Genomic DNA, 26,447 nt, shown 5'->3' on the forward strand with positions numbered 1-26,447 from the left:
AACCTCCAGTTCTTATACTTCCCACTTAAACACAGTTTTAAAGGCTGTGTTTAAATCGGTTGCAAAGACACGGTGAATATCTTTAATTTCTCTTACAGGTTCTTCTAGATAAAGGATATTTTTAAGACGATTGGCAAATTTCTTGACTTCCATCATTTGGATTGCATTTTCAAAATCAATGCGACCAGAACGAGAGGAACCAACCAAGAGCAAGCCCTTTTCTAAGGCATCGCGAGTATTGAGATTGACTTTATATTCGCTAACTCCCATCATGAGAATCGTTCCCTGAGGACGAATGTAGCGAATCAAGTCATTTATAGCTGGTCCAGTACCATCACCACCACAACACTCAAAAGCATGGTCAAAGGCCAAATCTTCAGGAATATTATCAGTAATATAGCATTCTTTGGCAAATGAGAAAAGCTCCAATTTTTCCCAATGACGACCAATAACCACAATCTCTGCTTCTGGCAAAGTATAGTTGATAATATTGGCAACCACAAATGCTAAACTTCCATCTCCGATAACGGCGATTCGGTCCCGCTTGCTATGAGCAAGGGTCAATAGACGATTCATAGCGTGCATGCCGACACTGACAAACTCTGTAATGGCTGCAACCGTATCTTCGATAGCATCATAAGCCACCACACGGTCTTTAGGAAGAGAAACAAACTCTCTCATAAAGCCATCAAATCCACTAGACAAGAAATGGGTCCCTGTCATGTAGTTCTCATAAAATTCTTCATCACTCTGCATAGGAGGCTGATTTGGAATCATGACAACTTTTTGCCCAACCTCATAGGTTCCCGTCGGGTCAGAAATAACGGTTCCACATGACTCGTGAATCATTGCCATTGGAAGCTTTTTATTCAAAATCTTGGGATCCCGTTTCCCTTGGTAGTAACGCTGATCCGCATGACAGACCGCCATGTAGTTGGGACGGATAAGGATATGATTTTCTTGGTCAATAGCCTCTTCCTGATATTTGACATTGATAAACTTAGGCTTAGTTAGTTGATAAATTTGATTAATCATTTTACTAGTCTTTCTCAATCATACTTTTTGCAATCTTCAAATCTGTTACGGTTGTAATCTTCAGATTTGAGTATTCACCCTTGGCCAAGGCTACATCTTTTCCTTTAATGACAAAGATTTTACATGCATCTGTCAAGATTTCCTTCTCTTCAGCAGAGAGAGAACCGTAAAGATCCATGAAGTCCTTGCAACGGAATGTTTGAGGTGTTTGTCCTTGATAAAGGTGAGCACGATTTGGAATATCTGTAATGAATTGACCATTGGTACTTTCAACGATAGTATCAACCGCTTCTACCACTGTGTCCACTGCGTCATGATTTTGGGCAAGTTGGATATTGTCTTGAATCATGCGAAGTGTAATAAATGGACGAACAGAATCGTGGGTAACAACGATATCCTCTGGAGTAAGCGGACGATAAGCATCAATGGCTTCAATGATTTTCTCAATACTTGTATTGCGGTCAGCACCACCTTTTGTAATGATGATACGTTCCTTATGAAGAGGAAGATATTTATCTACAAGATCTTCTGCATGAGAAACCCAGTCTCCATGAACCCCAACTACAATTTTTTCAATGCTTGGTTCCAAGACAAATTTTTCAATTGTATGAATCAAGATAGGTCGATCACCTAGCTCTAAAAATTGTTTTGGCAAGTTACTGATTCCCATGCGTGTGCCAGTTCCACCAGCAAGAATTCCTGCATAAATCATCTATTTTCTCCTTTGTCTTACTAAAAAAACTTATTCTCTCTATTATACCACAATCTAGTCCTATCATGAAAGAAATACCGGCCCTCCCGTTCTAGAATAGAAGGATTAAGGAGTTCTATTATTCAAATAAACTAGTCCATTTCTAGTAGTGACTAGGAATTCTGTAGTCATTACTAATAAATGGCTGTGAAATTTTAGAGTTCTTCAGAATAATATAGTTTTCTTAAAGAAAGCTTAAAATCAAACTTTGAAACTTCAAAGTGATTACTTGACTTATACTCAATGAAAATCAAAAAGCAAACTAGGAAGCTAGCCGTAAGCTGTACTTGAGTACGGTAAGGCGACGCTGACGTGGTTTGAAGAGATTTTCGAAGAGTATTACTGCCCTTCATTTCTTATTAGCTGACTTTATGATATAATGAAAAACGAGGTAAATTGAATGAAAAGTATAAAATTAAATGCTCTATCTTACATGGGAATTCGTGTCTTGAATATTATTTTTCCCATCTTAACTGGTACCTACGTCGCGCGTGTCTTGGACCGAACTGACTATGGTTACTTCAACTCAGTCGACACAATTTTGTCATTTTTCTTACCCTTTGCAACTTATGGGGTCTATAACTACGGTTTACGAGCCATCAGCAATGTCAAGGATAACAAAAAAGATCTGAATAGAACCTTCTCTAGTCTTTTTTATTTGTGCATAGCTTGTACGATTTTGACCACCGCTGTCTATATCCTTGCCTATCCTCTCTTCTTTACAGATAATCCAATCGTCAAAAAAGTCTACCTTGTTATGGGGATTCAACTCATTGCCCAGATTTTTTCAATCGAATGGGTTAATGAAGCTCTGGAAAATTATAGTTTTCTTTTTTACAAGACTGCCTTCATCCGTATCCTGATGCTGGTCTCTATTTTCCTATTTGTCAAAAATGAACACGATATTGTTGTCTATACACTTGTGATGAGTTTATCGACACTGATTAACTATCTGATTAGTTATTTTTGGATTAAAAGAGACATTAAGCTTGTTAAGATTCACATAAGTGATTTTAAACCGCTCTTTCTCCCTTTAACAGCCATGTTGGTCTTTGCCAATGCCAATATGCTCTTCACATTTTTGGATCGTCTCTTTCTCGTTAAAACAGGGATTGATGTCAACGTTAGTTACTATACCATGGCTCAACGAATTGTAACCGTTATAGCTGGTGTTGTAACAGGAGCTATCGGAGTGAGTGTGCCTCGTCTCAGTTACTATCTAGGAAAAGGCGATAAGGAAGCCTATGTCGCCCTTGTTAACAGAGGCAGTCGAATCTTTAACTTCTTTATCATTCCACTGAGTTTTGGACTCATGGTTTTAGGACCAAATGCCATCCTACTTTACGGTAGTGAAAAATATATCGGAGGTGGTATCTTAACCTCTCTCTTCGCTTTTCGTACGATTATCCTGGCCTTAGATACCATTCTTGGTTCCCAAATTCTCTTTACAAATGGCTATGAAAAACGTATCACAGTCTATACAGTCTTTGCAGGATTACTCAATTTATGCTTAAACAGTCTCCTCTTTTTCAACAATATCGTGGCTCCTGAATACTACTTACTGACAACTATGCTATCTGAGGCCTCTCTACTTGTTTTCTATATCATTTTCATCCATAGAAAACAGCTCATCCACTTAGGACATATCTTTAGCTATACTATTCGATACTCGCTCTTTTCACTTTCCTTTGTAGGAATTTATTTCCTGATTAATTTCTTGTATCCCGTGAATATGGTCATTAATTTGCCATTTTTGGTTAATACTGGTTTGATTGTCTTGCTATCAGCCATCTCCTATATTGGTCTACTTGCCTTCACCAAAGATAGCATTTTCTATGAATTTTTAAACCATGTCCTAGCCTTAAAAAATAAATTCAAAAGATCATAGGAGTTTAAAATGAAACAACTAAGCATTGAAGATGCCAAACAAATTGAATTAGAAATTTTGGATTATATTGATACTCTCTGTAAAAAGCACAATATCAACTATATTATTAACTACGGTACTCTGATTGGGGCGGTTCGACATCAGGGCTTTATTCCTTGGGACGACGATATTGATCTGTCCATGACTCGAGAAGACTACCAACGATTTATAAACATTTTTCAAAAGGAAAAAAGCAAATACAAACTTTTATCCTTAGAAACTGATAAGAACTACTTTAACAACTTTATCAAAATAACAGACAGTACAACTAAAATTATTGATACTCGAAATACAAAAACCTATGAGTCTGGTGTTTTTATCGATATTTTCCCTATGGATCGCTTTGATGATCCTAAGGTCATTGATACTTGTTATAAACTGGAAAGCTTCAAACTTCTGTCTTTCAGTAAACATAAAAATATTGTCTATAAGGATAGCCTTTTAAAAGATTGGATACGAACAGCCTTCTGGTTACTCTTTCGACCTGTTTCTCCTCGTTATTTCGCACATAAAATCGAGAAAGAAATTCAAAAATATAGTCGTGAGAATGGGCAGTATATGGCTTTTATCCCTTCTAAATTTAAGGAGAAGGAAGTCTTCCCAAGTGGTACCTTCGATAAAACAATCGATCTCCCCTTTGAGAATTTAAGCCTTCCTGCACCTGAAAAATTTGATACTATTTTGACACAATTTTATGGAGATTATATGACCCTACCACCAGAAGAAAAACGCTTCTACAGTCATGAATTTCACGCTTATAAATTGGAGGATTAGGATGCAGTATTTAGAAAAAGAAGAAATTAAAGAAATTCAACTAGCCCTGCTAGACTATATTGATGAGACTTGTAAGAAACATGATATTCCTTATTTTCTAAGTTATGGAACCATGCTTGGAGCTATCCGCCACAAAGGTATGATTCCCTGGGACGATGATATCGATATTTCCCTTTATCGTGAAGATTATGAGCGCTTATTGAAGATTATTGAAGAAGAAAATCACCCTCGCTACAAGGTTCTTTCCTACGATACATCTTCTTGGTACTTCCATAATTTCGCATCGATTTTGGATACTTCTACTGTTATCGAAGACCATGTTAAGTACAAGCGTCATGACACCAGTCTCTTTATCGATGTCTTCCCAATTGATCGCTTTACAGACTTGAGCATTGTCGACAAGAGTTATAAGTATGTAGCCCTTCGTCAACTAGCTTATATCAAAAAATCACGCGCAGTTCACGGTGATAGCAAATTAAAAGATTTTCTAAGATTATGTAGCTGGTACGCCCTCCGATTTGTCAATCCTCGTTACTTTTACAAGAAAATTGATCAGCTAGTCAAAAATGCTGAAACCAGCACTCCTCAATATGAGGGAGGAATTGGGATTGGTAAGGAAGGTATGAAAGAAGTCTTCCCAGTTGATACTTTTAAAGAACTGATTTTAACCGAGTTTGAAGGCCGTATGTTGCCCGTCCCTAAAAAATATGATCAATTTTTAACCCAGATGTATGGGGATTATATGACACCACCATCAAAAGAAATGCAAGAGTGGTATAGCCACAGTATTAAAGCTTATCGCAAAAGCTGATTAAGCAGTAGTTTACAAGAAAAAATATAACAAAAAAGAGAAGATCGTTACACCTTCTCTTTTTCTATTTAAATCGCTTCTGTGACAAAACTACGGCTTTCCAATACTTTGAGCATGGCGTTAGCTGTATCTAGGGCTGTGAAGAGGGGCACTCCGTGTTCAATGGCTGAACGACGGATTTGCTCACCATCTTCGTCTGCAGTTCGTTTGGTTCCAACTGTGTTAATGATAGCTTGAATTCTTCCTTTGCGAACAAAGCTTGGAATATCCTTATCGTCATCACCAATCTTACCAACAGGTTGGGCTTGCAATCCATGACTGGCAAAGAAGGCTGCTGTCCCTTCTGTCGCAAGGATTCCATAGCCAATATTTTGGAAACGACGAGCCAAGTCCAAGGCTTCTTCTTTGGCATCATCAGCGATGGTAAATACAACGTTACCAAAAGTTGGCAAGTGTAAGTAAGAAGCTTCAAAAGCCTTATAGAGAGCTTTTTCTAAAGTCGTATCAGAACCCATAACTTCCCCTGTTGACTTCATTTCAGGACCAAGTAAGCTGTCTACCTTAGCTAGTTTGGTAAAGGAGAAGACAGGTGCCTTGATATGAACGCGGGTACTTTCAGGGTAAAGTCCATCTTGGTAGCCAAGTTCTTCAAGTTTTTGACCAAGAATGAGCTTGGTTGCTACTTGAGCCATAGGGATATTGGTTACCTTAGAAAGGAATGGCACCGTACGGCTAGCACGTGGATTGACCTCAATAACATAGACTTTTTCATCCTTGATGACAAACTGGATGTTCATCATTCCAAGGCAGTTAAGACCGATTGCTAGTCGTTTAGTATAGTCTGCGATTGTTTCTTGCACCTTTTGCGACAAGGTTTGTGGTGGGTAAACGGCCATTGAGTCACCTGAGTGGACACCGGCACGTTCGATATGCTCCATGATACCTGGGATGAGGACATTTTGTCCGTCTGAAATGGCATCGACTTCACACTCTTGTCCGACGATATAAGAGTCAACAAGAACAGGGTGGTCTGGACTTGCCTTAACCGCAGTACGCATATAAGAACGAAGGTCTTCTTCGTTTTCAACGATTTCCATGGCACGTCCACCAAGTACATAAGATGGGCGGACAAGAACTGGGAAGCCAATCTTGCGAGCTGCAAGAACTGCTTCTTCTTCATTGGTAGCCGTTTGTCCTGGTGGCTGTGGAATATCCAAATCTTTAAGAGCTTGCTCGAAGAGGTCACGGTCTTCGGCACGATCTAGATCAGCGACCTGTGTACCAAGGATAGTCACACCTGCTTTTGCCAATGGCTCCGCAAGGTTGATAGCTGTTTGACCACCGAACTGAACGATAACACCTTTTGGTTGCTCCAAGTCAATGACGTTCATAACATCTTCAAATGTCAATGGCTCAAAGTAAAGCTTATCTGATACAGAGAAGTCTGTTGAAACAGTCTCTGGGTTTGAGTTCATGATAATAGCTTCATAACCAGCAGCCTGGATAGCCTTAACAGAGTGAACAGTTGCGTAGTCAAACTCAACCCCTTGACCGATACGGATTGGACCAGAACCTAGGACAAGTACAGATTCTTTATCAGACTTGATAGACTCGTTTTCCCAACCATAGGTTGAATAGAAGTATGGTGTTTCAGAGTCAAATTCTGCCGCACAAGTATCGACCATCTTATAAACAGGAACAATCTTGTTTTCCAAACGAAGTTGGCGAACTTGGTCAGCTGTCGTTTTCCATAGTTCAGCAATCTTATGGTCTGAGAATCCATTGAGTTTGGCAGTTTTCAAAACGTCTAAATTTTGTGGATGTGCACCCAACTCCTGCTCAATTTCAAAGATATGTAAGAGTTTATCCAGATAGAAGATATCGATTTTTGTAAGCTCTGCAATTTCTTCTGGTGTGTAACCACGGCGAATAGCTTCTGACACGTAGAAGAGGCGGTCATCTTGGGCTTTGACAACTTTTTCAATCAAGGCATCATCAGAAACTGCTGCAAGTTCAGGTATTTCATTGTGGTGCACCCCAATTTCAAGGGAGCGGCAAGCCTTAAGAAGAGATTCCTCGATGTTACGACCAATCGCCATGACTTCTCCAGTGGCCTTCATTTGTGTACCCAGACGACGCTCCCCTTTTTCAAACTTGTCAAATGGAAAACGTGGAATCTTGGCAACCACATAGTCAAGGGCTGGTTCAAACATGGCATAGGTTGAACCTGTAACTGGGTTGATGACCTCATCCAAAGTCAAACCGACGGCAATCTTAGCAGCCAACTTAGCAATTGGGTAACCTGTCGCCTTAGAAGCAAGTGCTGAAGAACGCGACACACGAGGGTTTACTTCGATGACATAGTACTTGAAGCTGTGTGGATCAAGGGCCAGCTGAACGTTACATCCCCCTTCAATCTTAAGGGCACGAATGATGCTCAAGCTAGCGTCGCGTAGCATTTGATTTTCATAGTCTGACATGGTTTGCGCAGGGGCAAATACGATGGAATCTCCTGTGTGAATCCCAACTGGGTCAAAGTTTTCCATGTTACAAACAACCAAAGCATTGTCAGCTGAGTCACGCATCACTTCGTATTCGATTTCCTTGAAACCGGCGATTGAACGCTCAATCAAACATTGGGTAACAGGTGATAATTTCAACCCATTTTCAGCGATTTCACGCAATTCTTCCTCATTGGCACACATACCACCACCAGTACCACCAAGAGTAAAGGCTGGACGAACGATGACTGGGTAACCAATTGTCGCTGCAAAGGCAACAGCTTCTTCAACAGTGTTTACAATTTCAGATTCTGGAATTGGTTGGTTGAGCTCTTCCATCAATTGTTTAAAGAGGTCACGGTCCTCCGCTTGGTCGATGGCAGATAATTTAGTTCCCAGAAGCTCAACACCAAGCTCATCCAGGATGCCATTTTTAGACAATTCCATGGCCATGTTGAGACCTGTCTGACCACCGAGTGTTGGAAGCAAGGCATCTGGACGTTCCTTACGAAGAATACGCGTTACAAACTCAAGTGTAATCGGTTCAATATAAACCTTATCAGCAATTTCCTTATCCGTCATGATGGTGGCAGGGTTTGAGTTAACCAAAACAACCTCATAACCTTCCTCTTTCAAAGACAAGCAAGCCTGGGTCCCAGCGTAGTCAAACTCAGCAGCCTGACCAATAATAATCGGACCAGAACCAATCACCATAATTTTTTGAATATCAGTACGTTTAGGCATAGTTTATGATACAAAGCCCGTAAAGAACACAGTGAAAATAGGAAACAAGGTGCAGACGCCTTCAGCGTCAAGACGATGTTTATCTTTTTCACACAGTTCTTAGGGCGTGTTCACTTCCGCGAACAATGTATCTTCTCCTTTCTATTCGGCAACTCTCAGGTTGCCATTAAATAAATTCTCCGACGAGCTTTTACTCGTTCTTAGTTTGATTGTTTAAAAGCTTCCATCATCTCGATAAACTCATCAAATAGGTAGCTAGCGTCGTGTGGACCAGGGGCTGCATCTGGATGGTATTGGACAGAGAAAGCAGGTTGATATCTGTGACGCACACCTTCAACTGACTTGTCATTGATTTCTTCGTGGGTGATAATCAAGTGTTCTGGCAAATCCTCACGGCTAACTGCATAACCATGGTTTTGACTTGTAAAATCCACACGTCCTGTAGCAATTTCGCGTACCGCATGGTTGAATCCACGGTGACCAAACTTCATCTTGTAGGTCTTAGCACCGTTTGCCATTGCAAAGAGTTGATGTCCCATACAAATACCAAAGATTGGAATTTTCCCTTGCACACCACGAATCATATCCAGTGCCTGTGGAACATCTTCTGGGTTACCTGGACCGTTTGACAACATAACTCCGTCAGGATTGAGATGGAGAATTTCTTCTGCCGTTGTCGAATACGGAACGACCGTCACATTACAGTTTCGCTTAGAAAGTTCACGTAGGATTGAGTGCTTGAGACCAAAGTCCACTAGCACCACACTCAAACCAACTCCTGGAGCTGGATATGAAGTTTTAGTAGAAACCTGTTTGATATTGTCAGTCGGTAAGACTGTTGCTTGGAGCTGGTCCGTCACATGGGCCATACTGTCTCCAACATGAGTCAATGTTGCTCGCATAGTGCCATGCTTACGGATAATTTTTGTCAGAGCACGGGTATCAATTCCTGAAATACCGGGAATTTTCTTAGCTTTCAAAAATTCATCCAAGGTCATTTGGTTGCGCCAGTTACTAGCTCTACGTGCTTCTTCGAAAACGACCACTCCCTTACAAGTTGGAATAATGGATTCGTAGTCATCACGGTTAATTCCATAATTTCCTACCAAAGGATAAGTAAAGGTCAAGATTTGTCCATTATAAGACTGGTCTGTAATGGATTCTTGGTAGCCGGTCATCCCTGTATTAAAGACGATTTCGCCTGTTACATCAATATCTGCTCCGAAGGCCTTGCCTTCAAAAACTGTTCCATCTTCTAATACTAGAAGTCTTTTTGTCATATTCTCACCTCTCGTGGACGCTCACTGGCGTCTTTTAACGTCTTGTGTTTTAGTTGGCGTTTCTACTCGCCAGTACGGATTCTAAGATTGCCATTCGAACAAAGACACCATTGGTCATTTGTTGGACAATCCGTGATTTTGGTGCTTCAACCAAGTGATCTGCGATTTCCACATCACGATTGACTGGAGCTGGGTGCATGAGGATTGCTGTTTCTTTTAATCGATTATAACGTTCTTGAGTCAGGCCATGTTGGGCATGATAGTCTTCTTTTGAAAAGACCGTTCCACTATCATGGCGTTCATGTTGCACACGAAGAAACATCATGACATCCACCTGATCAATGATTTCATCAATGGTTACAAACTGTCCATAGTCTGCAAACTCTTGACTTCTCCATTCCTCAGGTCCTGCAAAGAACAGTTCAGCTCCCAAGCGTTTCAAAATCTGCATATTGGATTTGGCAACACGTGAGTGGTCCAAGTCACCTGCAATAGCTACCTTGAGACCCTCAAAGTGACCAAATTCCTCGTAAATAGTCATCAAATCAAGCAAGCTCTGGCTAGGGTGTTGACCCGAACCATCTCCACCATTAATAATAGAAGTCGTAATCGTCGGACTTGCAATCAACTCTCTATAGTAGTCGACCTCTGGGTGGCGAATCACACAGACGTCCACTCCTAAAGCAGACAAAGTTAAAATGGTATCATAAAGTGTCTCACCCTTATTAACCGAACTAGTCTTCACATCAAAGTCAAGTCGTTCCAGCCCCAGTTTAATCTCTGCTACTTCAAAGGACTTATGCGTCCGTGTAGAATCCTCAAAGAAAAGATTGGAAACAATCGGATGGTCTTCATAAGGAAGCTGGGCTCCGTTTTTAAACTCTATTCCTCGCTTGATCAATTTCATGACTTGATCAACAGTGAGGTCTTCCATGGACACCACATGCTTCAATGCTTGTTGATTTTCTGACATGGCTACTCCTTTAGCTTTCTAAGCTTCTTCAGTAATCAGAACTCTGTCTTGGCCATCAAGTTCTGCCATCTCTACGATGATTTCTTCAGAACGACTGGTTGGGATATTTTTCCCAACGTAATCTGGACGGATTGGCAATTCTCTATGTCCACGATCAACCAGAACTGCTAAACTCACGCGCGCAGGACGGCCATGACCGACAATATTATCAATAGCAGCGCGGATGGTACGGCCTGTATAAAGTACATCGTCCACCAAGATAACTTCACGATCTGTCACATCAACAGAAACCAAAGAAGTATCTTCTCCACTTTTAACATCGTCACGGAAAGGTTTCGTATCCAATTCTACAACAGGAACTGAAAGATTTTCTAACTGTTCCAAACGTTCTTGGATACGGTGGGCGATAAAGACACCACGAGTTTTAATACCAGCCAAGACGATTTTATTCAAATCTTTGTTGCGTTCGATAATCTCATAAGTAATACGCGTAATCGCTCGTTTGACGGTCAATTCGTCTACAACTTCTTTTGTCTTCATGACAAACCTCCAAAAAGAAAAGTCTCCTTAAACAAGGAGACTTGAAATGTATAGCTAAGCGAGCCCTACCGTAAACAGTATAGACTTCACCCTTCTACTTTATCGCGCTCCTTGCCTGCCTCACGGGACAGGTTTAAAGGAATATTTAGTTATCAATTACTATAGCACAAAGCATGCTTAAAATCAAGCAAAAACTTTTGAGACCCATCTTATAAATTGCTAAAATCATATAATTGCGGGTACTGGTCACACTCTGGATTTTTAGGATGACAGATAGCTCTTCCAAAATAAATCATGGCCTGATGGGCTGCTAGCCACTGCTCAGGTGGTAAGATATCCATGACCCTCTTTTCCACCTCAAGTGGTGTCGCTGACTTTTTAACGATATCGTGGTGCTTGCAAATACGCTCCACATGAGTATCCACTGCAAAAGCTGGAATCCCAAATCCCACACTCATGACAACGTTGGCTGTCTTGCGACCAACACCTGCCAGACTTTCCAATTCTTCACGTGTCTGAGGGACTTGACCATCAAAATCGTCTAATAGTTGTTGAGCACATTTTTTAAGGAATTTAGCTTTATTCCGATACAGCCCCAAGCGAGAAATATGTGAAGCGATTTCACTCTCAGTTGCCACAGACATGGCTTGAGGCGTTGGGAAGGCAGCAAAGAGACCTGGTGTGGCCTTATTTACCGCTGCATCCGTTGTCTGAGCTGATAACATGACCGCAACCAAGAGTTCAAAATGATTAGTGAAATCAAGACTGGGCTTGGCATCTGGAAACAGAGCAATGATTTCTTCAAGCACCTTTCGTGCGCGTTTTTTTGACAAGACCATTATTCGTCTCCATCAAATAGTCCTTGTAAGCCAGCAAAAGGACTGTTCTCTTCTTTCTTGACTGCTTGTTGAGCTTGGTATTCTTCCTCAGTCATGATTTGCCAGTCATTTCCTGAAACAAATCCTTGACCAGCCTCTTCTTCAGCCGTCAAAACCTTAATAGGAATGTTGAGCAAGATATTGTCTGATACGCTCTCAGCAAGGTCAAGTTCTCCATTTTCGATAGGCAAGACCAAATCATCATCTAAAACTTCTTGATCTAGCTGGTTGGTTGCGCCTTCCATGAAAACTTCTGTGACTGGATAAGATTCAGCTAACTCAACTGGCTCCATACTACGACTTGAAGCAAGGATAATGGTGTAAGACAACTGATAATCTAAGAAATACATACGATCTTCGTACTGTACTTTCCCAACCGCAAGGATATCTCTCACATCTAAAATTTCTTGATTGCGTGCACGCAAGTCTGCAGCTAGGTCTAAACTTTGTTCAAAATGCAAGCCTTCAGACTGCTTACGAATCTCTTGAATATTTAATTTCATACTTCCTCCATAAAGATTTACTCTCTTGATTATACCATGAAAAGGCTACAAATCAGCCCACCAAACTTTGTAATTAAAATTGAATTTTTTAATATGTTTATCACTATATTTTTTAGTAATATACTATAGGAAAGAATACATGATAGCAAGGAAGACGCTCACATGGAAGACAAATTTTGAGATTTTATAGCTTGAAATTTCCAGTTTTCTGTTGACAAAATTTCCTGAAAGGTATAGGATAGAGATACTAATACTCGGAGGTAAGGGAGACATGAACAACTAAGTCTATCAAATAAAGAAACTTTATTTAGTAGATCTTGTTTTTGTCTCTTTTTGTGTGCTCTTTTCATACTAGATTTTCTAGTATCTTATCCTCATTGAAAATCAAAAAACTAGAAAGCTAACCATCTGCTCCTCTTGAGTTGGATTAGGCAATCCTAAGCTAGTTTGACGAGCTTTTCAACGGGGATAATAGAGTTTTCGATAGTGACTTTGGCTCTACTAGGTAAAGTGGAGCTTTTTGTTATGCACTATCGACATTCTAGAGAGGGCAATAGTATGATAAAAATCAATCACCTGACCATCACACAAAACAAAGATTTACGAGACCTTGTCTCTGACTTAAGCATGACCATCCAAGACGGGGAAAAGGTCGCTATTATTGGTGAAGAAGGAAATGGCAAATCAACCTTACTTAAAATTTTAATGGGGGAAGCTTTGTCTGATTTCACTATCAAGGGAAACATCCAGTCTGACTATCAGTCACTGGCCTACATTCCTCAAAAACTCCCCGAAGACTTGAAAAAGAAAACTCTACATGACTACTTCTTTTTAGATTTTATTGATTTAGACTACAGTATCCTCTATCGTTTAGCTGAGGAATTGCATTTCGATAGCAATCGTTTCGCAAGCGACCAAGAAATTGGCAGTCTATCAGGGGGCGAAGCTTTGAAAATTCAGCTTATCCATGAGTTAGCAAAATCTTTTGAGATTCTATTTTTAGATGAACCTTCAAATGATCTAGACCTAGAGACGGTTGATTGGCTAAAAGGTCAGATTCAAAAGATTAGACAAACTGTTATTTTCATTTCCCATGATGAAGACTTTCTTTCTCATACGGCAGATACTATTGTCCACTTGCGACTGGTCAAGCACCGGAAAGAAGCGGAAACGCTAGTAGAACATTTAGACTATGATCGCTACAGTGAGCAGAGAAAAGTTCATTTTGCCAGACAAAATCAGCAAGCTGCCAACGAGCAGAGAGCCTATGACAAAACCATGGAAAAGCATCGGCGAGTCAAGCAAAATGTAGAAACTGCACTTCGAGCTACCAAAGACAGTACTGCCGGTCGCCTATTGGCTAAAAAGATGAGAACTGTCCTCTCACAAGAAAAACGCTACGAAAGGGCAGCTCAGTCCATGACCCAAAAGCCACTTGAAGAAGAGCAAATCCAACTTTTCTTTTCAGAGATCCAACCATTACCGTCTTCCAAAATCTTAATCCAACTGGAAAAAGAAAATTTGTCCATTGATGACCGTGTTTTGGCTCAGGAACTACAACTAACTGTCTATGGCCAAGAAAAAATCGGTATCATAGGTCCAAATGGTGTTGGAAAATCGACTCTGCTAGCCAAGTTTCAACAACTGCTTAGCGCCAAAAGAGAAATTTCGCTTGATTTTATGCCACAAGATTACCACAAAAAACTGCAATTGGATTTATCACCAATAGCCTATCTAAGTCAAACTGGAGAAAAAGAGGAACTACAGAAAATCCAATCTCACTTAGCCAGTCTCAATTTCAGTTATTCAGAAATGCAACATCAAATTCGCTCCTTATCTGGCGGACAACAGGGGAAACTTCTGCTTTTGGATTTAGTCTTGCGCAAACCAAACTTTCTCCTTCTGGATGAGCCCACACGAAACTTTTCTCCAACTTCTCAACCCCAAATCAGAAAACTCTTTGCCACCTATCTAGGCGGTATCATCACTGTTTCGCATGACCGTCGTTTCTTAAAAGAGGTCTGTACGAGTATCTATCGTTTGACAGAACACGGTCTGGAGGTAGTTAATTTAGAAGATTTATAAATTTGCAATATAGCAGATAGGTGGGGCAAAAACACAATTTTAGGAGAAGAGAAAGTAAATTTTCCCATAATAAAACGCATAATATCAAGTTTTTTGCACACCTGATATTATGCGTTTTTCAGATTTTAAAGGCTTTTTCCCAGCCTTCATTTTACATACGTTTTAAACGTTCAATCCGTTCTGGGATAGGTGGGTGGGTATAAAAGAGTTTTTGGAACCCTCCACCTTTCTTAGGATCATTGATATAAAGTGCACTGCTGGCATCATCGACAGGACGACTCATCGGTTTACTATTATCTAACTTACGTAGAGCATTGATCATTCCTTGTGGATTACGCGTCAACTCGACACTGGAAGCATCAGCTAGGAATTCCCTCTGACGAGAAATAGCTAGTTGCACCAAAGTTGCAGCGAGAGGTGCCAGCACAATAGCTAGTAGGGAAACCACGAGCATAATGATTTCTATGCCATTTCCATCTCGGTCATCGTCACTTCGTCTGCGACCTGCGCCACCCCACCACATCATACGACCTGCCATACTAGAAAGCATGGTGATAGCACTGGCAAGGGCAACAGCAATAGTCGAAATACGGATATCGTAATTACGAATATGACTGACTTCATGTCCCATAACAGCTTCTAGTTCTTCACGATTCATGATAGCTAGGAGACCTGATGTCGCAGCAACCGCCGCATTTTGAGGGTTAGAACCTGTCGCAAAGGCATTTAAGGCTGGATCATCAATGATGAAAACACGAGGCATAGGAATCTGAGCCACCATAGCCATATCTTCTACTACATGGTAGAGGTCTGGTGCCGTTTGTTCATCCACCTCACGCGCTCCATTCATGGACATGACAATCTCTGTGGATTGAAAAATCATGGACAAGGCATAGATAAAGCCGATAATCAGCGCGATAACCAAGCCACCAAGCCCAGACCGCATAAAGAGGTAACCAACCGCATAGCCAACAAGAGCTAAGAGTAGGAAAAATACCAGCAACAAAATCCACGTTTTTCGTTTATTGCTTGCAATTTGATCAAACAACATCTTAGTCACCTAAACCGCTAAAATCAACCTTAGGAACTGCCTTTTCCTCTTCTGGTGTTTGAAGGAAATCTGCTGCTTTAAATCCAAACATTCCAGCGATAATATTGCTTGGGAAAGTTTCTAATTTTACGTTGTAGTTGCTGACAACACTGTTGTAAAGTTGACGAGAGTAAGAAATTTTATTTTCTGTGTTTGTCAACTCCTCTTGCAATTTAACAAAGTTTGCACTAGCTTTCAAATCTGGATAGCTTTCTGCAACTGCAAAAATACCTGAAACCTGACGAGTAAGGGCATCACTAGCTTTCATAGCTTCTGCTGGTGAAGTCGCTGCTGCCACTTGGTTACGCAGTTCTGCCACCTTTTCAAGGGTAGAACCTTCATATTTAGCATAACCTTTTACAGTCTCAATCAAGTTTGGCAAGAGGTCATTTCGACGTTTCAACTGAACATCAATTTGGCTCCAAGCCTCCTTGGTTTGCATACGATTCTTAACCAAACCGTTATAGCTAACAATCACAAAAATAACAATAAGAGCCAAAACTCCAAGAATAATCCAAGTCATGATATAAGTCCTTTCTACTTTTAGATTAGTACCAGTATATCAAATTTTTAATGATTGTGGTAAAATAAGATGATACTAAAGAAGGAAATAACTATGAAACCAGAAACATTTTACAACCTGCTTGCCGAGCAAAATCTTCCACTTTCGGACCAGCAAAAAAAACAATTTGAACGTTATTTTGAACTCTTGGTCGAGTGGAATGAAAAGATTAATTTGACGGCTATTACAGGTAAAGAAGAAGTTTATCTCAAACATTTTTACGATTCGATTGCACCCATTCTGCAAGGTTTGATTACAAATGAAACTATCAAACTTCTTGATATTGGAGCCGGTGCAGGATTTCCTAGTCTGCCGATGAAAATTCTCTATCCTCGGCTAGATGTGACCATCATTGATTCGCTCAACAAGCGCATAAACTTCCTCCAACTTTTGGCTCAAGAACTGGATTTGGACGGTGTTCATTTCTACCATGGACGTGCCGAAGATTTTGCCCAAGACAAAAACTTCCGTGCTCAATATGATTTTGTAACGGCTCGTGCGGTTGCCCGTATGCAGGTTTTATCTGAATTGACAATTCCTTACCTTAAAGTTGGCGGAAAACTATTGGCACTCAAGGCCAGCAATGCGCCTGAGGAGTTATTAGAAGCTAAGAATGCCCTCAACCTCCTTTTTAGTACAGTAGTAGACAATCTCAGCTACGACCTACCAAATGGAGATCCGCGTTACATCACAGTGGTGGAAAAGAAAAAAGAAACGCCAAATAAATATCCAAGAAAGGCTGGCATGCCCAACAAACGCCCGCTTTAAATTTTTTAGTAAAAAAATATTTACAAAGTTCGTAATTTCTGCTATACTATCACAAGCAAAGGTTTTTAATGTCATCCCGTGAGGTGACGAAGACGCAGAAATATTTAAAACTCTTTAAAGTCTAGATTTTAGAGAAGTCTTACTCTGAGGGCCTATTGCTGTAAAATAATGGGCTCTTTTTTGATGCCCAAAAGTGAGGTTTATATGAAACAAGAATCAACTGTTGATTTGTTACTAGACGTTGACCAACGTCCTTCGGCTGGAAAAGGAATTCTCCTTAGCTTCCAACACGTTTTCGCCATGTTTGGTGCGACCATCTTGGTACCCTTGATTTTGGGAATGCCTGTATCTGTTGCCCTTTTTGCTTCAGGTGTAGGAACACTCATCTATATGATTTCAACTGGTTTTAAAGTTCCCGTTTATCTAGGTTCTTCATTTGCCTTTATCACAGCTATGTCCCTAGCTATGAAAGAAATGGGTGGTGATGTATCTGCTGCCCAAACAGGGGTTATCTTGACTGGTTTAGTCTATGTCCTTGTGGCTGCTGGTGTTCGTTTTGCAGGTACAAAATGGATTGATAAACTCTTGCCACCAATCATCATCGGACCTATGATCATCGTTATCGGTCTCGGACTTGCAGGTTCAGCTGTTACTAACGCTGGTCTTGTAGCTGATGGAAATTGGAAAAATGCTCTTGTAGCCGTTGTTACTTTCTTGATTGCTGCCTTTATCAATACAAAAGGAAAAGGCTTCCTACGAATCATTCCATTCCTCTTTGCCATTATCGGTGGTTACCTCTTCGCACTAACTCTTGGTTTGGTTGACTTTACACCAGTTCTTAAAGCTAACTGGTTTGAAATTCCTGGTTTCTACTTGCCATTTAGCACAGGTGGTGCCTTTAAAGAATACAATCTTTACTTTGGCCCAGAAACCATCGCTATCTTGCCAATCGCTATCGTAACAATTTCTGAACATATCGGAGACCATACTGTTTTGGGTCAAATCTGTGGTCGTCAATTCTTGAAAGAACCAGGTCTTCACCGTACTCTTCTTGGTGACGGTATCGCAACTTCTGTTTCTGCCTTCCTTGGTGGACCAGCCAATACAACTTACGGAGAAAATACAGGGGTTATCGGTATGACTCGTATCGCTTCTGTCTCAGTTATCCGTAACGCTGCCTTTATCGCGATTGCCCTTAGCTTCCTTGGTAAATTCACTGCCTTGATTTCAACTATTCCAAACGCTGTACTTGGTGGTATGTCAATCCTTCTCTACGGAGTTATCGCAAGTAATGGTTTGAAAGTCTTGATTAAAGAACGTGTTGACTTCGCTCAAATGCGTAACCTAATCATCGCAAGTGCTATGTTGGTCCTTGGACTTGGAGGAGCTATCCTTAAACTTGGTCCAGTTACCCTTTCAGGTACTGCCCTATCAGCCATGACAGGAATCATCTTGAACTTAATCTTGCCATACGAAAATAAAGACTAATACTCTTCGAAAATCTCTTCAAACCACGTCAACGTCTCCTTGTCGTAGATATGGTTACTGACTTCGTCAGTTCTATCCACAACCTCAAAACAGTGTTTTGAGCAACCTGCGGCTAGTTTCCTAGTTTGTTCTTTGATTTTCATTGAGTATAGGAATCTAAACACATCAAAAAACGAGCATTTCCAATTACGGAAGTGCTCATTTTTCTTCTTTCTAAAAAAGGAAAGCCCTGCGGCCTTCCTTTGTCTTACTTGCGTTTCTTCTTCGCTTTCTTCATTTTGTTCGCCATGCGTTTCATAGACTGTTTCATGGCAAATTCACCGATTTTACCTTTTAGTCCGCCACCAAACATCTGGCTCATATCTGGCATTCCTGCTCCTCCGAAAGCTGATAAGTCAGGCATGCCACCTTGTTCCATCATTCCTTCAAGGGCAGACATATCCATTCCTCCCATATTTGGCATATTTTTAGGAAGGTTGTTTGGATTGATTCCCATCTGCTTCATCATCTTGTTCATATCACCAGACATGACACCCTGCATGAGCTGTTTAGCCTGGTTAAAGTCCTTTATGAATTTATTGACTTCGACAAATGTATTTCCAGAACCAGCAGCGATACGACGGCGACGGCTTGGATTTAACAAATCTGGGTTTTCACGTTCTTCAGGTGTCATGGAAGACACAATGGCACGTTTACGAGCAATCTGACGCTCATCTACCTTCATGTTTTGAAGGGCTGGGTTGTTAGCCATACCTGGAATCATCTTGAGCAAGTCTTCCATTGGCCCCATGTTTTGTACCTGATCCAACTGATCAATGAAATCATTGAAATCAAAGGTGTTTTCACGCATCTTCTCAGCCATTTCAAGGGCTTTTTGCTCATCGTATTCCTGAGAAGCTTTCTCAATCAGAGTGAGCATATCCCCCATGCCAAGGATACGGCTAGACATGCGGTCTGGGTGGAAGGTTTCAATGTCCGTAATCTTTTCACCTGTACCAGTAAACTTGATTGGTTTTCCAGTAATGTGACGAACAGATAGAGCAGCACCACCACGAGTGTCCCCATCAATCTTAGTAAGGATAACCCCAGTCACTTCCAACTGAGCATTAAACTCACGCGCAACATTGGCAGCTTCTTGACCAATCATGGCATCAACGACGAGCAGAATTTCGTTTGGTTGAGCCAATGCTTTTACGTCACGAAGTTCATTCATCAAAAGCTCATCAATCTGCAAACGCCCTGCCGTATCAATCAAGACATAATCATTATGGTTGGCTTGGGCTTGTTCCAAACCTTGACGGACAATCTCAACAGCTGGAACCTCTGTTCCAAGTGCGAATACAGGCACATCAATCTGTTGCCCCAGAGTTTTCAACTGGTCAATGGCCGCAGGACGGTAAATATCCGCTGCAATCATCAAAGGACGTGCATTTTCTTCCTTCTTGAGTTTGTTAGCTAGTTTACCAGCAAAGGTTGTTTTACCAGCCCCTTGCAAACCAACCATCATGATAATCGTAGGAATCTTAGGTGACTTGATAATCTCTGCCGTATCAGAACCTAAAACAGCTGTCAGTTCTTCATCAACGATTTTAATAATCTGTTGCGCTGGATTAAGGGTATCAATGACCTCATGTCCGACTGCACGCTCACGAACTTTCTTGATAAAGTCCTTCACAACAGGTAAGGCAACGTCGGCCTCAAGCAAGGCCAAGCGAATTTCTTTGGTTGCTTCTTGGACATCAGCCTCTGAGATTTTTCCTTTTTTACGTAGATTTTTAAAGACGTTCTGCAAACGTTCTGTTAAACTTTCAAATGCCATGTTTCTTCCTCTTATTCTCTATTATCAATTCTTGTTAAAATTTCTATCTGCTCTTGCAGAAAGTCATCCTCGGGATAGCGCTCCAAAATCTGATCAAAAATCTGACTGCGGACAATGTAGTCCGAGTACATGTGCAATTTCATCTCATAATCTTCCAGAATCTTTTCTGTCCGCTTGATATTATCATAGACAGCCTGACGACTGACACCGAACTCTTCAGCAATCTCAGCAAGACTGTAATCATCAGCGTAGTAGAGCTCGATATAATTCATTTGCTTATCTGTCAAAAGCGCTGCATAAAATTCAAAGAGCGCATTCATACGATTGGTTTTTTCGATTTCCATAACTTTTATTATACCAAAAAATAGCCTAATCTACCATACTAGGAAGCCAATTCGAGAAGATAGCTAGCTAAATTTGAAAAAGACAAAAGACTAGCCCCAAGTAATTTCCAATTGATAGCTAGCAAAGGGTTGTCCCTCTTGATTTTGTAGTTGATAGTCTAAATAAATCTTTTGTCCATCCACTTGATAACGATTCGTTTGGATAACAAACTCCTGCATGCCCATGGGTGTGGGGATATAGGCTAAACTATCACTATCCTTTAGAAAGCGCATAATGGTCTTGGGATTGGAAAAACGGGTCATAACCAGCTCTTGACCATGAAATTTAATCACTACTTTTTCCTTTTCCTCATTATAAAAAAGCAAATAGCTATAATCTCCCTTTTCATGCACTTCAACATCATATAGCTGGTCAATCACTTCCAACTGCTCATCAAACTGAATCGTATTTCGCATCCGAATCTTCACATCTAGTCCTCTTTCTTGTCTCTTGTTCTACTATTTTACCAAAAAGAGTAGGATTTTGCTATAATGGTCATATGAACGAAAAAGTATTCCGTGACCCAGTTCACAACTACATCCATGTCAATAATCAAATCATCTATGACTTGATCAATACCAAAGAATTTCAACGTTTGCGTCGCATCAAGCAACTGGGAACTTCCAGTTATACCTTCCACGGTGGGGAGCACAGCCGCTTCTCTCACTGTCTTGGAGTCTATGAGATTGCTCGACGTATCACAGAGATTTTTGAAGAAAAATATCCTGAGGAATGGAACCCGGCCGAGTCTCTCTTGACCATGACCGCTGCACTCCTACATGACCTTGGGCATGGTGCCTACTCCCATACTTTTGAACATCTCTTTGATACCGACCATGAAGCCATCACCCAGGAAATCATCCAAAGTCCTGAGACGGAAATTCATCAAGTCTTGCTACAAGTAGCGCCAGATTTTCCAGAAAAGGTTGCCAGTATCATTGACCATACCTATCCTAATAAGCAGGTCGTGCAACTCATTTCCAGTCAGATTGATGCAGACCGCATGGACTATCTCTTGCGCGACTCCTATTTTACAGGAGCATCCTATGGGGAATTTGACCTGACTCGAATCCTCCGAGTCATTCGCCCTGTAGAAAATGGGATCGCCTTTCAGCGTAATGGTATGCATGCCATCGAAGACTACGTCCTCAGTCGCTACCAGATGTATATGCAGGTCTATTTCCACCCAGCAACACGGGCCATGGAAGTTCTCCTACAAAATCTCCTCAAGCGCGCCAAGGAACTCTATCCTACGGACAAGGACTTCTTTGCACGAACTTCTCCACATCTCCTGCCTTTCTTTGAAAAAAATGTTAGCTTGACTGACTATCTGGCTCTCGATGATGGAGTTATGAATACCTACTTCCAGCTCTGGATGACCAGTCCTGACAAGATACTAGCAGACTTGTCGCAGCGTTTTGTCAATCGCAAAGTCTTTAAATCAATCACCTTTTCACAAGAGGACCAAGACAAACTTGCTAGCATGAGAAAATTGGTTGAGGATATCGGCTTTGATCCAGACTACTATACTGCCATTCATAAGAACTTTGACCTCCCTTATGATATCTATCGTCCTGAATCTGAAAATCCACGAACACAGATTGAGATTTTACAGAAAAATGGAGAACTAGCCGAACTCTCTAGCCTGTCTCCTATCGTCCAATCTCTTGCTGGCAGTCGCCACGGAGATAATCGCTTTTATTTTCCAAAAGAAATGTTGGACCAAAACAGCATCTTTGCAAGCATCACCCAGCAATTTTTACACTTGATTGAGAACGATCATTTTACCCCAAATAAAAACTAGAAGAGGAAATTTATGAGTATTAAACTAATCGCCGTCGATATTGACGGAACCCTAGTCAACAGCCAAAAGGAAATCACTCCTGAAGTCTTTTCTGCCATCCAAGATGCCAAAGAAGCTGGTGTCAAAGTCGTCATTGCAACTGGCCGCCCTATCGCAGGTGTTGCCAAACTTCTGGACGACTTGCAGTTGAGAGACGAGGGTGACTATGTCGTGACCTTCAACGGTGCCCTTGTCCAAGAAACTGCTACAGGACATGAGATTATCAGCGAATCCTTGACCTATGAGGATTATCTTGATATGGAATTTCTCAGTCGCAAACTCGGTGTCCACATGCACGCCATTACCAAGGACGGTATCTACACGGCCAATCGCAATATCGGAAAATACACAGTGCACGAATCAACCCTCGTCAGCATGCCCATCTTCTACCGCACCCCTGAAGAAATGGCTGGCAAGGAAATCGTCAAATGTATGTTCATCGATGAACCAGAGATTCTCGATGCTGCCATTGAAAAAATTCCAGCAGAATTTTACGAACGCTACTCCATCAACAAGTCTGCTCCTTTCTACCTCGAACTCCTTAAAAAGAATGTGGACAAAGGTTCAGCCATCACTCACCTAGCTGAAAAACTCGGATTGACAAAAGATGAAACCATGGCGATTGGGGACGAAGAAAATGACCGCGCCATGCTGGAAGTCGTTGGTAACCCCGTTGTTATGGAAAATGGAAATCCAGAAATCAAAAAAATCGCCAAATACATCACTAAATCTAATGATGAATCTGGTGTTGCCCATGCTATTCGTACATGGGTATTGTAAAAGGAAAGAATAGATGAAAACCGCTCAGTTGAGCGGTTTTTAGTATGAACATATCACAATAAGAGTTAATCAATAAATTGAATGGCTGTTATATCAAATGGAGACTTTATCACTCTGGTAATTCTACCTCCAAGCTCATATCCGAAAGTACAGCGAATCACTTCCTTTAGTCAAACATATAACTGAACAACATTGTTTATCTTCCTGCACTTTCATATTTTTTCAATCCTTTTCTAAAAATTGTACGACTGATAATAATCAAAAAAACTGTAAAAACTATTTGATAGAAAAATAGGTTCAATGTATCTTTCCCTAAAAATATTAATACTGCAGGATTGGCAATTAATAAATTGGGAACAAATAACATAGTGATCAATCTGTTAATACCTGTAAAAATATTATATGGATACTTAGAAATTCCAATATAATTCAAAAATACATCTACTTTTGAAAATTTAGTTGGGAACCAAAATGAACTAATCGTTATTAGAAACCAAATTGAATAATATATAATACAACCACACATTAAAGAAAGGATATAAAATAATATTTTTAATGAATTTAAATGTACATTTAAATTTCCATAACTTATAAAAATGATCGCAAGACCAAAAAAAGTATTCACGAATTGAACTAAATTAAATGATCTAAAAATATAGAACAACTGAGTATCAAACGGCCTCAATAAAATTTGATCCAAGTTACCACTCAAAATATCTGATTCTAAAATTCCCATACTTCTAATTAACAATCCCATCATAACTCCATCTACAATAGTGTAGGAACCTACCAAAAATAAAATTTGATAATAGTCCCAACCATTAAAAGAGTCTATGTTTAAGAAAATCAATCTAAAAAATACAATAGGTAAACCAATCCACAGTATCGACGAAAATAGACCACAAAAGAAGTCAAAATGAAAATTCATATCAGATTTAAAACCAAAATGAAGTAGCCTAAAAATTACTTTTATTCTAAACATTTTATCCTCCCACATTTGAGAAGTGCTCCACTCCTTTTCTCAATATGAATCTTGATATAATATAAAAAATGATGCACCAAATCAATTGAATACAAATAATTCTCAAATAGTCTATTAATTTATATGTATCATTACTAAACATCTGAAGCGGTTCATATACTAAGTATTTAAAAGGTAATACATCTAAAAACAGACGAAAATTATTTGAAAAAAAACTTAAAGGCAATAATATTCCTGATAAAAACTGAATTACTATTTCTTTAACAGTAAGGACAAAAAATATATTTTCTAACCAAAAAGAAAGCATACCTACACAACATGATATTAAAAACCATAGAACCATAGATAGAATAATTACAATACTTCCTAAAATAAGAATTTCAATGGTTAATAACTCATTCTTGTAATAAACACTGGAGAATAAAATGACAGGAATGATGATAAATAATAAATGAGCAAGCCTATCTCCAAGCATTTTACAAAAATAATACTTATAAAAAGTAACAGGTTTTATTAATATGCTAAAAAAATTTCCTGAATGAACATCGTCATTGATTTCCCAATCAACTGGATAAAAAACAAAATATGAAAAAATTATAGTCCCCAAATAGTATTGAACCATTGAGGTAAAATCATATCCTGCTATATTTATCTGGTTACTCTGATATATATACGTCCATAAAAATACTGATATCATAATTTGTATACTTGCCTGTAACATTAACAATAGTACACTTGATTTATAGTTCAAAATAGATCGAAATGATATCAGAATAATAGACATTTCTTTTTTCAATTGTGCTCCTTTTTTGTAAAATAGTTTTGTAAAATAATTTCTTCTAAAGAAAGATTTGATATTTCAAAATCTTCTATATCTACAAGCTTATTGATTGATTCTAATGTCTCAAAGACAAAATCTCTAGGTATTTTTAGTATACATTCCGATTTTGTTTGAGAAATGACTACTACTCCTTTAACAGAGCATAACTCTGGTACAAAATCTAATGTCATTTTTATCTTTAAATATTTAAAATCAGAAAATTTAGATAAAATAACATCCATTGACTCCTGCAAAATAATTTTTCCTTTGTCAATGACGATTAATTCGTCACAAACAGACGAAATATCATCCATATCATGACTCGTTAAAATAATAGTAGTATGACATTCTTCATTCATTTTCTTTAAAAATGTTCTGATATCTTTTTTAGACTGTATATCTAACCCTATAGTAGGCTCGTCTAAAAATAATATTTCCGGACTTGTTAAAGATGCCGCGATAAACTCCATTTTCATTTTTTGTCCAAGAGAGAGGGTCCGGACCTGCTGGTAAAGCTGATCTTTTACATTCAACAAATTGCTTAATTCCTGAATTCGTTCTTGTAAAATCGCCGGTTCTACCTCATATAAAGTACCAATCAATTGAAAATAATCCATAGCCGAAACATCTTGAAATAACTGTAATTTATTTCCTACTACTATTGAAATTTTTTTTCTAAAATTTATACTTCTTTTAAATGGAATTTCTCCATTCACTTCTAATTTTCCGGAACTAGGATAAAGAGTCCCAGTCAACATTTTAATCGTTGTGGATTTACCAGCTCCATTACTCCCAATAAAGCCAACTATACTCCCTCTCTTAATCGTAAAACTAATATCTTGAACAGCTCGAATCGTTATTTGATTACGTTTCAAAAATCTCTTGATAAATGGGAGTCTTGAATCAAAATTATAAAAATTTTTAGATAAATTCTGAGCATTAATAACTATTTCACTCATATATCTCTCCTTTCGATAAAATATATTTACTTGTACTTTTTCCATACTTTACCAAAATGCTAAAGATTGAGCTAAAATCTTCGGGATGGGTAAAATAATAGATGTTAAATATATGTCTTCGTGTACTTCTGTTATTAAATCAATAATCCT

At 39.5% G+C, this 26,447-nt stretch carries 24 protein-coding genes; 8 read left to right on the top strand and 16 right to left on the bottom strand.

What is annotated here, in order from left to right:
* Positions 1–12: 12 nt before the first annotated feature.
* On the bottom strand, positions 13–1,035 hold the full coding sequence (locus N8L39_RS02310) for a ribitol-5-phosphate dehydrogenase (protein WP_000609877.1): 1,023 nt from the start codon (positions 1,033–1,035) through the stop codon (positions 13–15).
* 4 nt (positions 1,036–1,039) lie between these two features.
* Positions 1,040–1,747, bottom strand: coding sequence for an IspD/TarI family cytidylyltransferase (locus N8L39_RS02315; protein ID WP_000638495.1), 708 nt, complete (start codon positions 1,745–1,747; stop codon positions 1,040–1,042).
* A gap of 439 nt (positions 1,748–2,186) precedes the next feature.
* Here N8L39_RS02315 and tacF point away from each other — a divergent pair, with 439 nt between their 5' ends.
* Genes tacF through N8L39_RS02330 form a run of 3 tightly spaced genes read left to right on the top strand, consistent with a single transcriptional unit; the run spans position 2,187 to position 5,298 of the window.
* Positions 2,187–3,674, top strand: coding sequence for a type IV teichoic acid flippase TacF (gene tacF, locus N8L39_RS02320; RefSeq protein ID WP_261009794.1), 1,488 nt, complete (start codon positions 2,187–2,189; stop codon positions 3,672–3,674).
* 9 nt (positions 3,675–3,683) lie between these two features.
* Positions 3,684–4,487, top strand: a complete 804-nt coding sequence (locus tag N8L39_RS02325) for a LicD family protein (protein ID WP_261009793.1) — start codon at positions 3,684–3,686, stop codon at positions 4,485–4,487.
* 1 nt (position 4,488) lies between these two features.
* Entirely contained in the window at positions 4,489–5,298 is an 810-nt protein-coding gene (locus N8L39_RS02330; RefSeq protein WP_261009792.1) for a LicD family protein, read from the top strand.
* Between the two features lie 68 nt (positions 5,299–5,366).
* On the opposite strand, the gene carB is transcribed toward N8L39_RS02330, so the two are convergent.
* The 6 genes from carB to N8L39_RS02360 all read right to left on the bottom strand — a co-directional run bounded on the left by carB (position 5,367) and on the right by N8L39_RS02360 (position 12,717).
* Entirely contained in the window at positions 5,367–8,543 is a 3,177-nt protein-coding gene (gene carB / locus N8L39_RS02335) for a carbamoyl-phosphate synthase large subunit (RefSeq protein WP_261009791.1), read from the bottom strand.
* A 200-nt stretch (positions 8,544–8,743) separates the two neighbouring features.
* On the bottom strand, positions 8,744–9,823 hold the full coding sequence (locus N8L39_RS02340; RefSeq protein WP_261009790.1) for a carbamoyl phosphate synthase small subunit: 1,080 nt from the start codon (positions 9,821–9,823) through the stop codon (positions 8,744–8,746).
* A gap of 49 nt (positions 9,824–9,872) precedes the next feature.
* Positions 9,873–10,796: an aspartate carbamoyltransferase catalytic subunit gene (locus tag N8L39_RS02345; protein ID WP_261009789.1), complete on the bottom strand. Its 924-nt coding sequence runs from the start codon at positions 10,794–10,796 to the stop codon at positions 9,873–9,875.
* A gap of 18 nt (positions 10,797–10,814) precedes the next feature.
* A complete protein-coding gene (gene pyrR / locus N8L39_RS02350; RefSeq protein WP_000850023.1) occupies positions 10,815–11,336 on the bottom strand; it encodes a bifunctional pyr operon transcriptional regulator/uracil phosphoribosyltransferase PyrR in 522 nt (173 codons plus the stop codon).
* A gap of 209 nt (positions 11,337–11,545) precedes the next feature.
* The gene (gene nth, locus N8L39_RS02355; protein WP_000244443.1) at positions 11,546–12,175 is read right to left on the bottom strand and encodes an endonuclease III; all 630 of its coding nucleotides are present in this window, start codon (positions 12,173–12,175) and stop codon (positions 11,546–11,548) included.
* Entirely contained in the window at positions 12,175–12,717 is a 543-nt protein-coding gene (locus N8L39_RS02360; protein WP_261009788.1) for a YceD family protein, read from the bottom strand. The genes nth and N8L39_RS02360 overlap by 1 nt, the downstream gene beginning before the upstream one ends.
* Before the next feature lie 525 nt (positions 12,718–13,242).
* On the opposite strand from N8L39_RS02360, the gene N8L39_RS02365 reads away from it, so the two are divergent.
* On the top strand, positions 13,243–14,802 hold the full coding sequence (locus N8L39_RS02365) for an ATP-binding cassette domain-containing protein (protein WP_261009787.1): 1,560 nt from the start codon (positions 13,243–13,245) through the stop codon (positions 14,800–14,802).
* A gap of 151 nt (positions 14,803–14,953) precedes the next feature.
* On the opposite strand, the gene htpX is transcribed toward N8L39_RS02365, so the two are convergent.
* Together htpX and N8L39_RS02375 are read right to left on the bottom strand one after the other, a co-directional pair.
* Positions 14,954–15,853, bottom strand: a complete 900-nt coding sequence (htpX, locus tag N8L39_RS02370; protein WP_261009786.1) for a zinc metalloprotease HtpX — start codon at positions 15,851–15,853, stop codon at positions 14,954–14,956.
* 1 nt (position 15,854) lies between these two features.
* Positions 15,855–16,415 (bottom strand): LemA family protein, encoded by a 561-nt coding sequence (locus N8L39_RS02375; protein WP_000219833.1) that lies wholly within the window; start codon positions 16,413–16,415, stop codon positions 15,855–15,857.
* A gap of 93 nt (positions 16,416–16,508) precedes the next feature.
* Between N8L39_RS02375 and rsmG the strand changes: the two genes are divergently transcribed.
* Together rsmG and N8L39_RS02385 are read left to right on the top strand one after the other, a co-directional pair.
* Positions 16,509–17,222, top strand: coding sequence for a 16S rRNA (guanine(527)-N(7))-methyltransferase RsmG (gene rsmG, locus N8L39_RS02380; RefSeq protein ID WP_261009785.1), 714 nt, complete (start codon positions 16,509–16,511; stop codon positions 17,220–17,222).
* A 204-nt stretch (positions 17,223–17,426) separates the two neighbouring features.
* Positions 17,427–18,710: a uracil-xanthine permease family protein gene (locus tag N8L39_RS02385; protein ID WP_060628761.1), complete on the top strand. Its 1,284-nt coding sequence runs from the start codon at positions 17,427–17,429 to the stop codon at positions 18,708–18,710.
* A 247-nt stretch (positions 18,711–18,957) separates the two neighbouring features.
* On the opposite strand, the gene ffh is transcribed toward N8L39_RS02385, so the two are convergent.
* From ffh to N8L39_RS02400, 3 genes are all read right to left on the bottom strand, one after another.
* Positions 18,958–20,529, bottom strand: coding sequence for a signal recognition particle protein (ffh, locus tag N8L39_RS02390; RefSeq protein ID WP_261009784.1), 1,572 nt, complete (start codon positions 20,527–20,529; stop codon positions 18,958–18,960).
* An 11-nt stretch (positions 20,530–20,540) separates the two neighbouring features.
* On the bottom strand, positions 20,541–20,873 hold the full coding sequence (locus tag N8L39_RS02395) for a putative DNA-binding protein (protein WP_261009783.1): 333 nt from the start codon (positions 20,871–20,873) through the stop codon (positions 20,541–20,543).
* Between the two features lie 90 nt (positions 20,874–20,963).
* Positions 20,964–21,341 (bottom strand): YwiB family protein, encoded by a 378-nt coding sequence (locus tag N8L39_RS02400; RefSeq protein WP_261009782.1) that lies wholly within the window; start codon positions 21,339–21,341, stop codon positions 20,964–20,966.
* Positions 21,342–21,412: 71 nt separating this feature from the next.
* Here N8L39_RS02400 and N8L39_RS02405 point away from each other — a divergent pair, with 71 nt between their 5' ends.
* Positions 21,413–22,717 carry an HD domain-containing protein gene (locus tag N8L39_RS02405; protein WP_261009781.1) on the top strand — a complete coding sequence of 435 codons (1,305 nt, stop codon included), beginning with the start codon at positions 21,413–21,415 and terminating at the stop codon, positions 22,715–22,717.
* Positions 22,718–22,729: 12 nt separating this feature from the next.
* The gene (gene yidA / locus N8L39_RS02410) at positions 22,730–23,536 is read left to right on the top strand and encodes a sugar-phosphatase (RefSeq protein WP_125454430.1); all 807 of its coding nucleotides are present in this window, start codon (positions 22,730–22,732) and stop codon (positions 23,534–23,536) included.
* 196 nt (positions 23,537–23,732) lie between these two features.
* Here the strand turns inward: yidA and N8L39_RS02415 are convergent, their stop codons facing one another.
* Genes N8L39_RS02415 through N8L39_RS02425 form a run of 3 tightly spaced genes read right to left on the bottom strand, consistent with a single transcriptional unit; the run spans position 23,733 to position 26,297 of the window.
* Positions 23,733–24,518, bottom strand: a complete 786-nt coding sequence (locus N8L39_RS02415; RefSeq protein WP_003013947.1) for an ABC transporter permease — start codon at positions 24,516–24,518, stop codon at positions 23,733–23,735.
* Position 24,519: 1 nt separating this feature from the next.
* Entirely contained in the window at positions 24,520–25,314 is a 795-nt protein-coding gene (locus N8L39_RS02420) for an ABC transporter permease (RefSeq protein WP_236128268.1), read from the bottom strand.
* Complete coding sequence (locus N8L39_RS02425) at positions 25,311–26,297, bottom strand: ABC transporter ATP-binding protein (protein ID WP_084863178.1); 987 nt, start codon at positions 26,295–26,297, stop codon at positions 25,311–25,313. The genes N8L39_RS02420 and N8L39_RS02425 overlap by 4 nt, the downstream gene beginning before the upstream one ends.
* Between the last annotated feature and the right edge of the window lie 150 nt (positions 26,298–26,447).

It is taken from the genome of Streptococcus mitis, from assembly GCF_946190285.1.
Taxonomy (GTDB): domain Bacteria; phylum Bacillota; class Bacilli; order Lactobacillales; family Streptococcaceae; genus Streptococcus; species Streptococcus mitis_CP.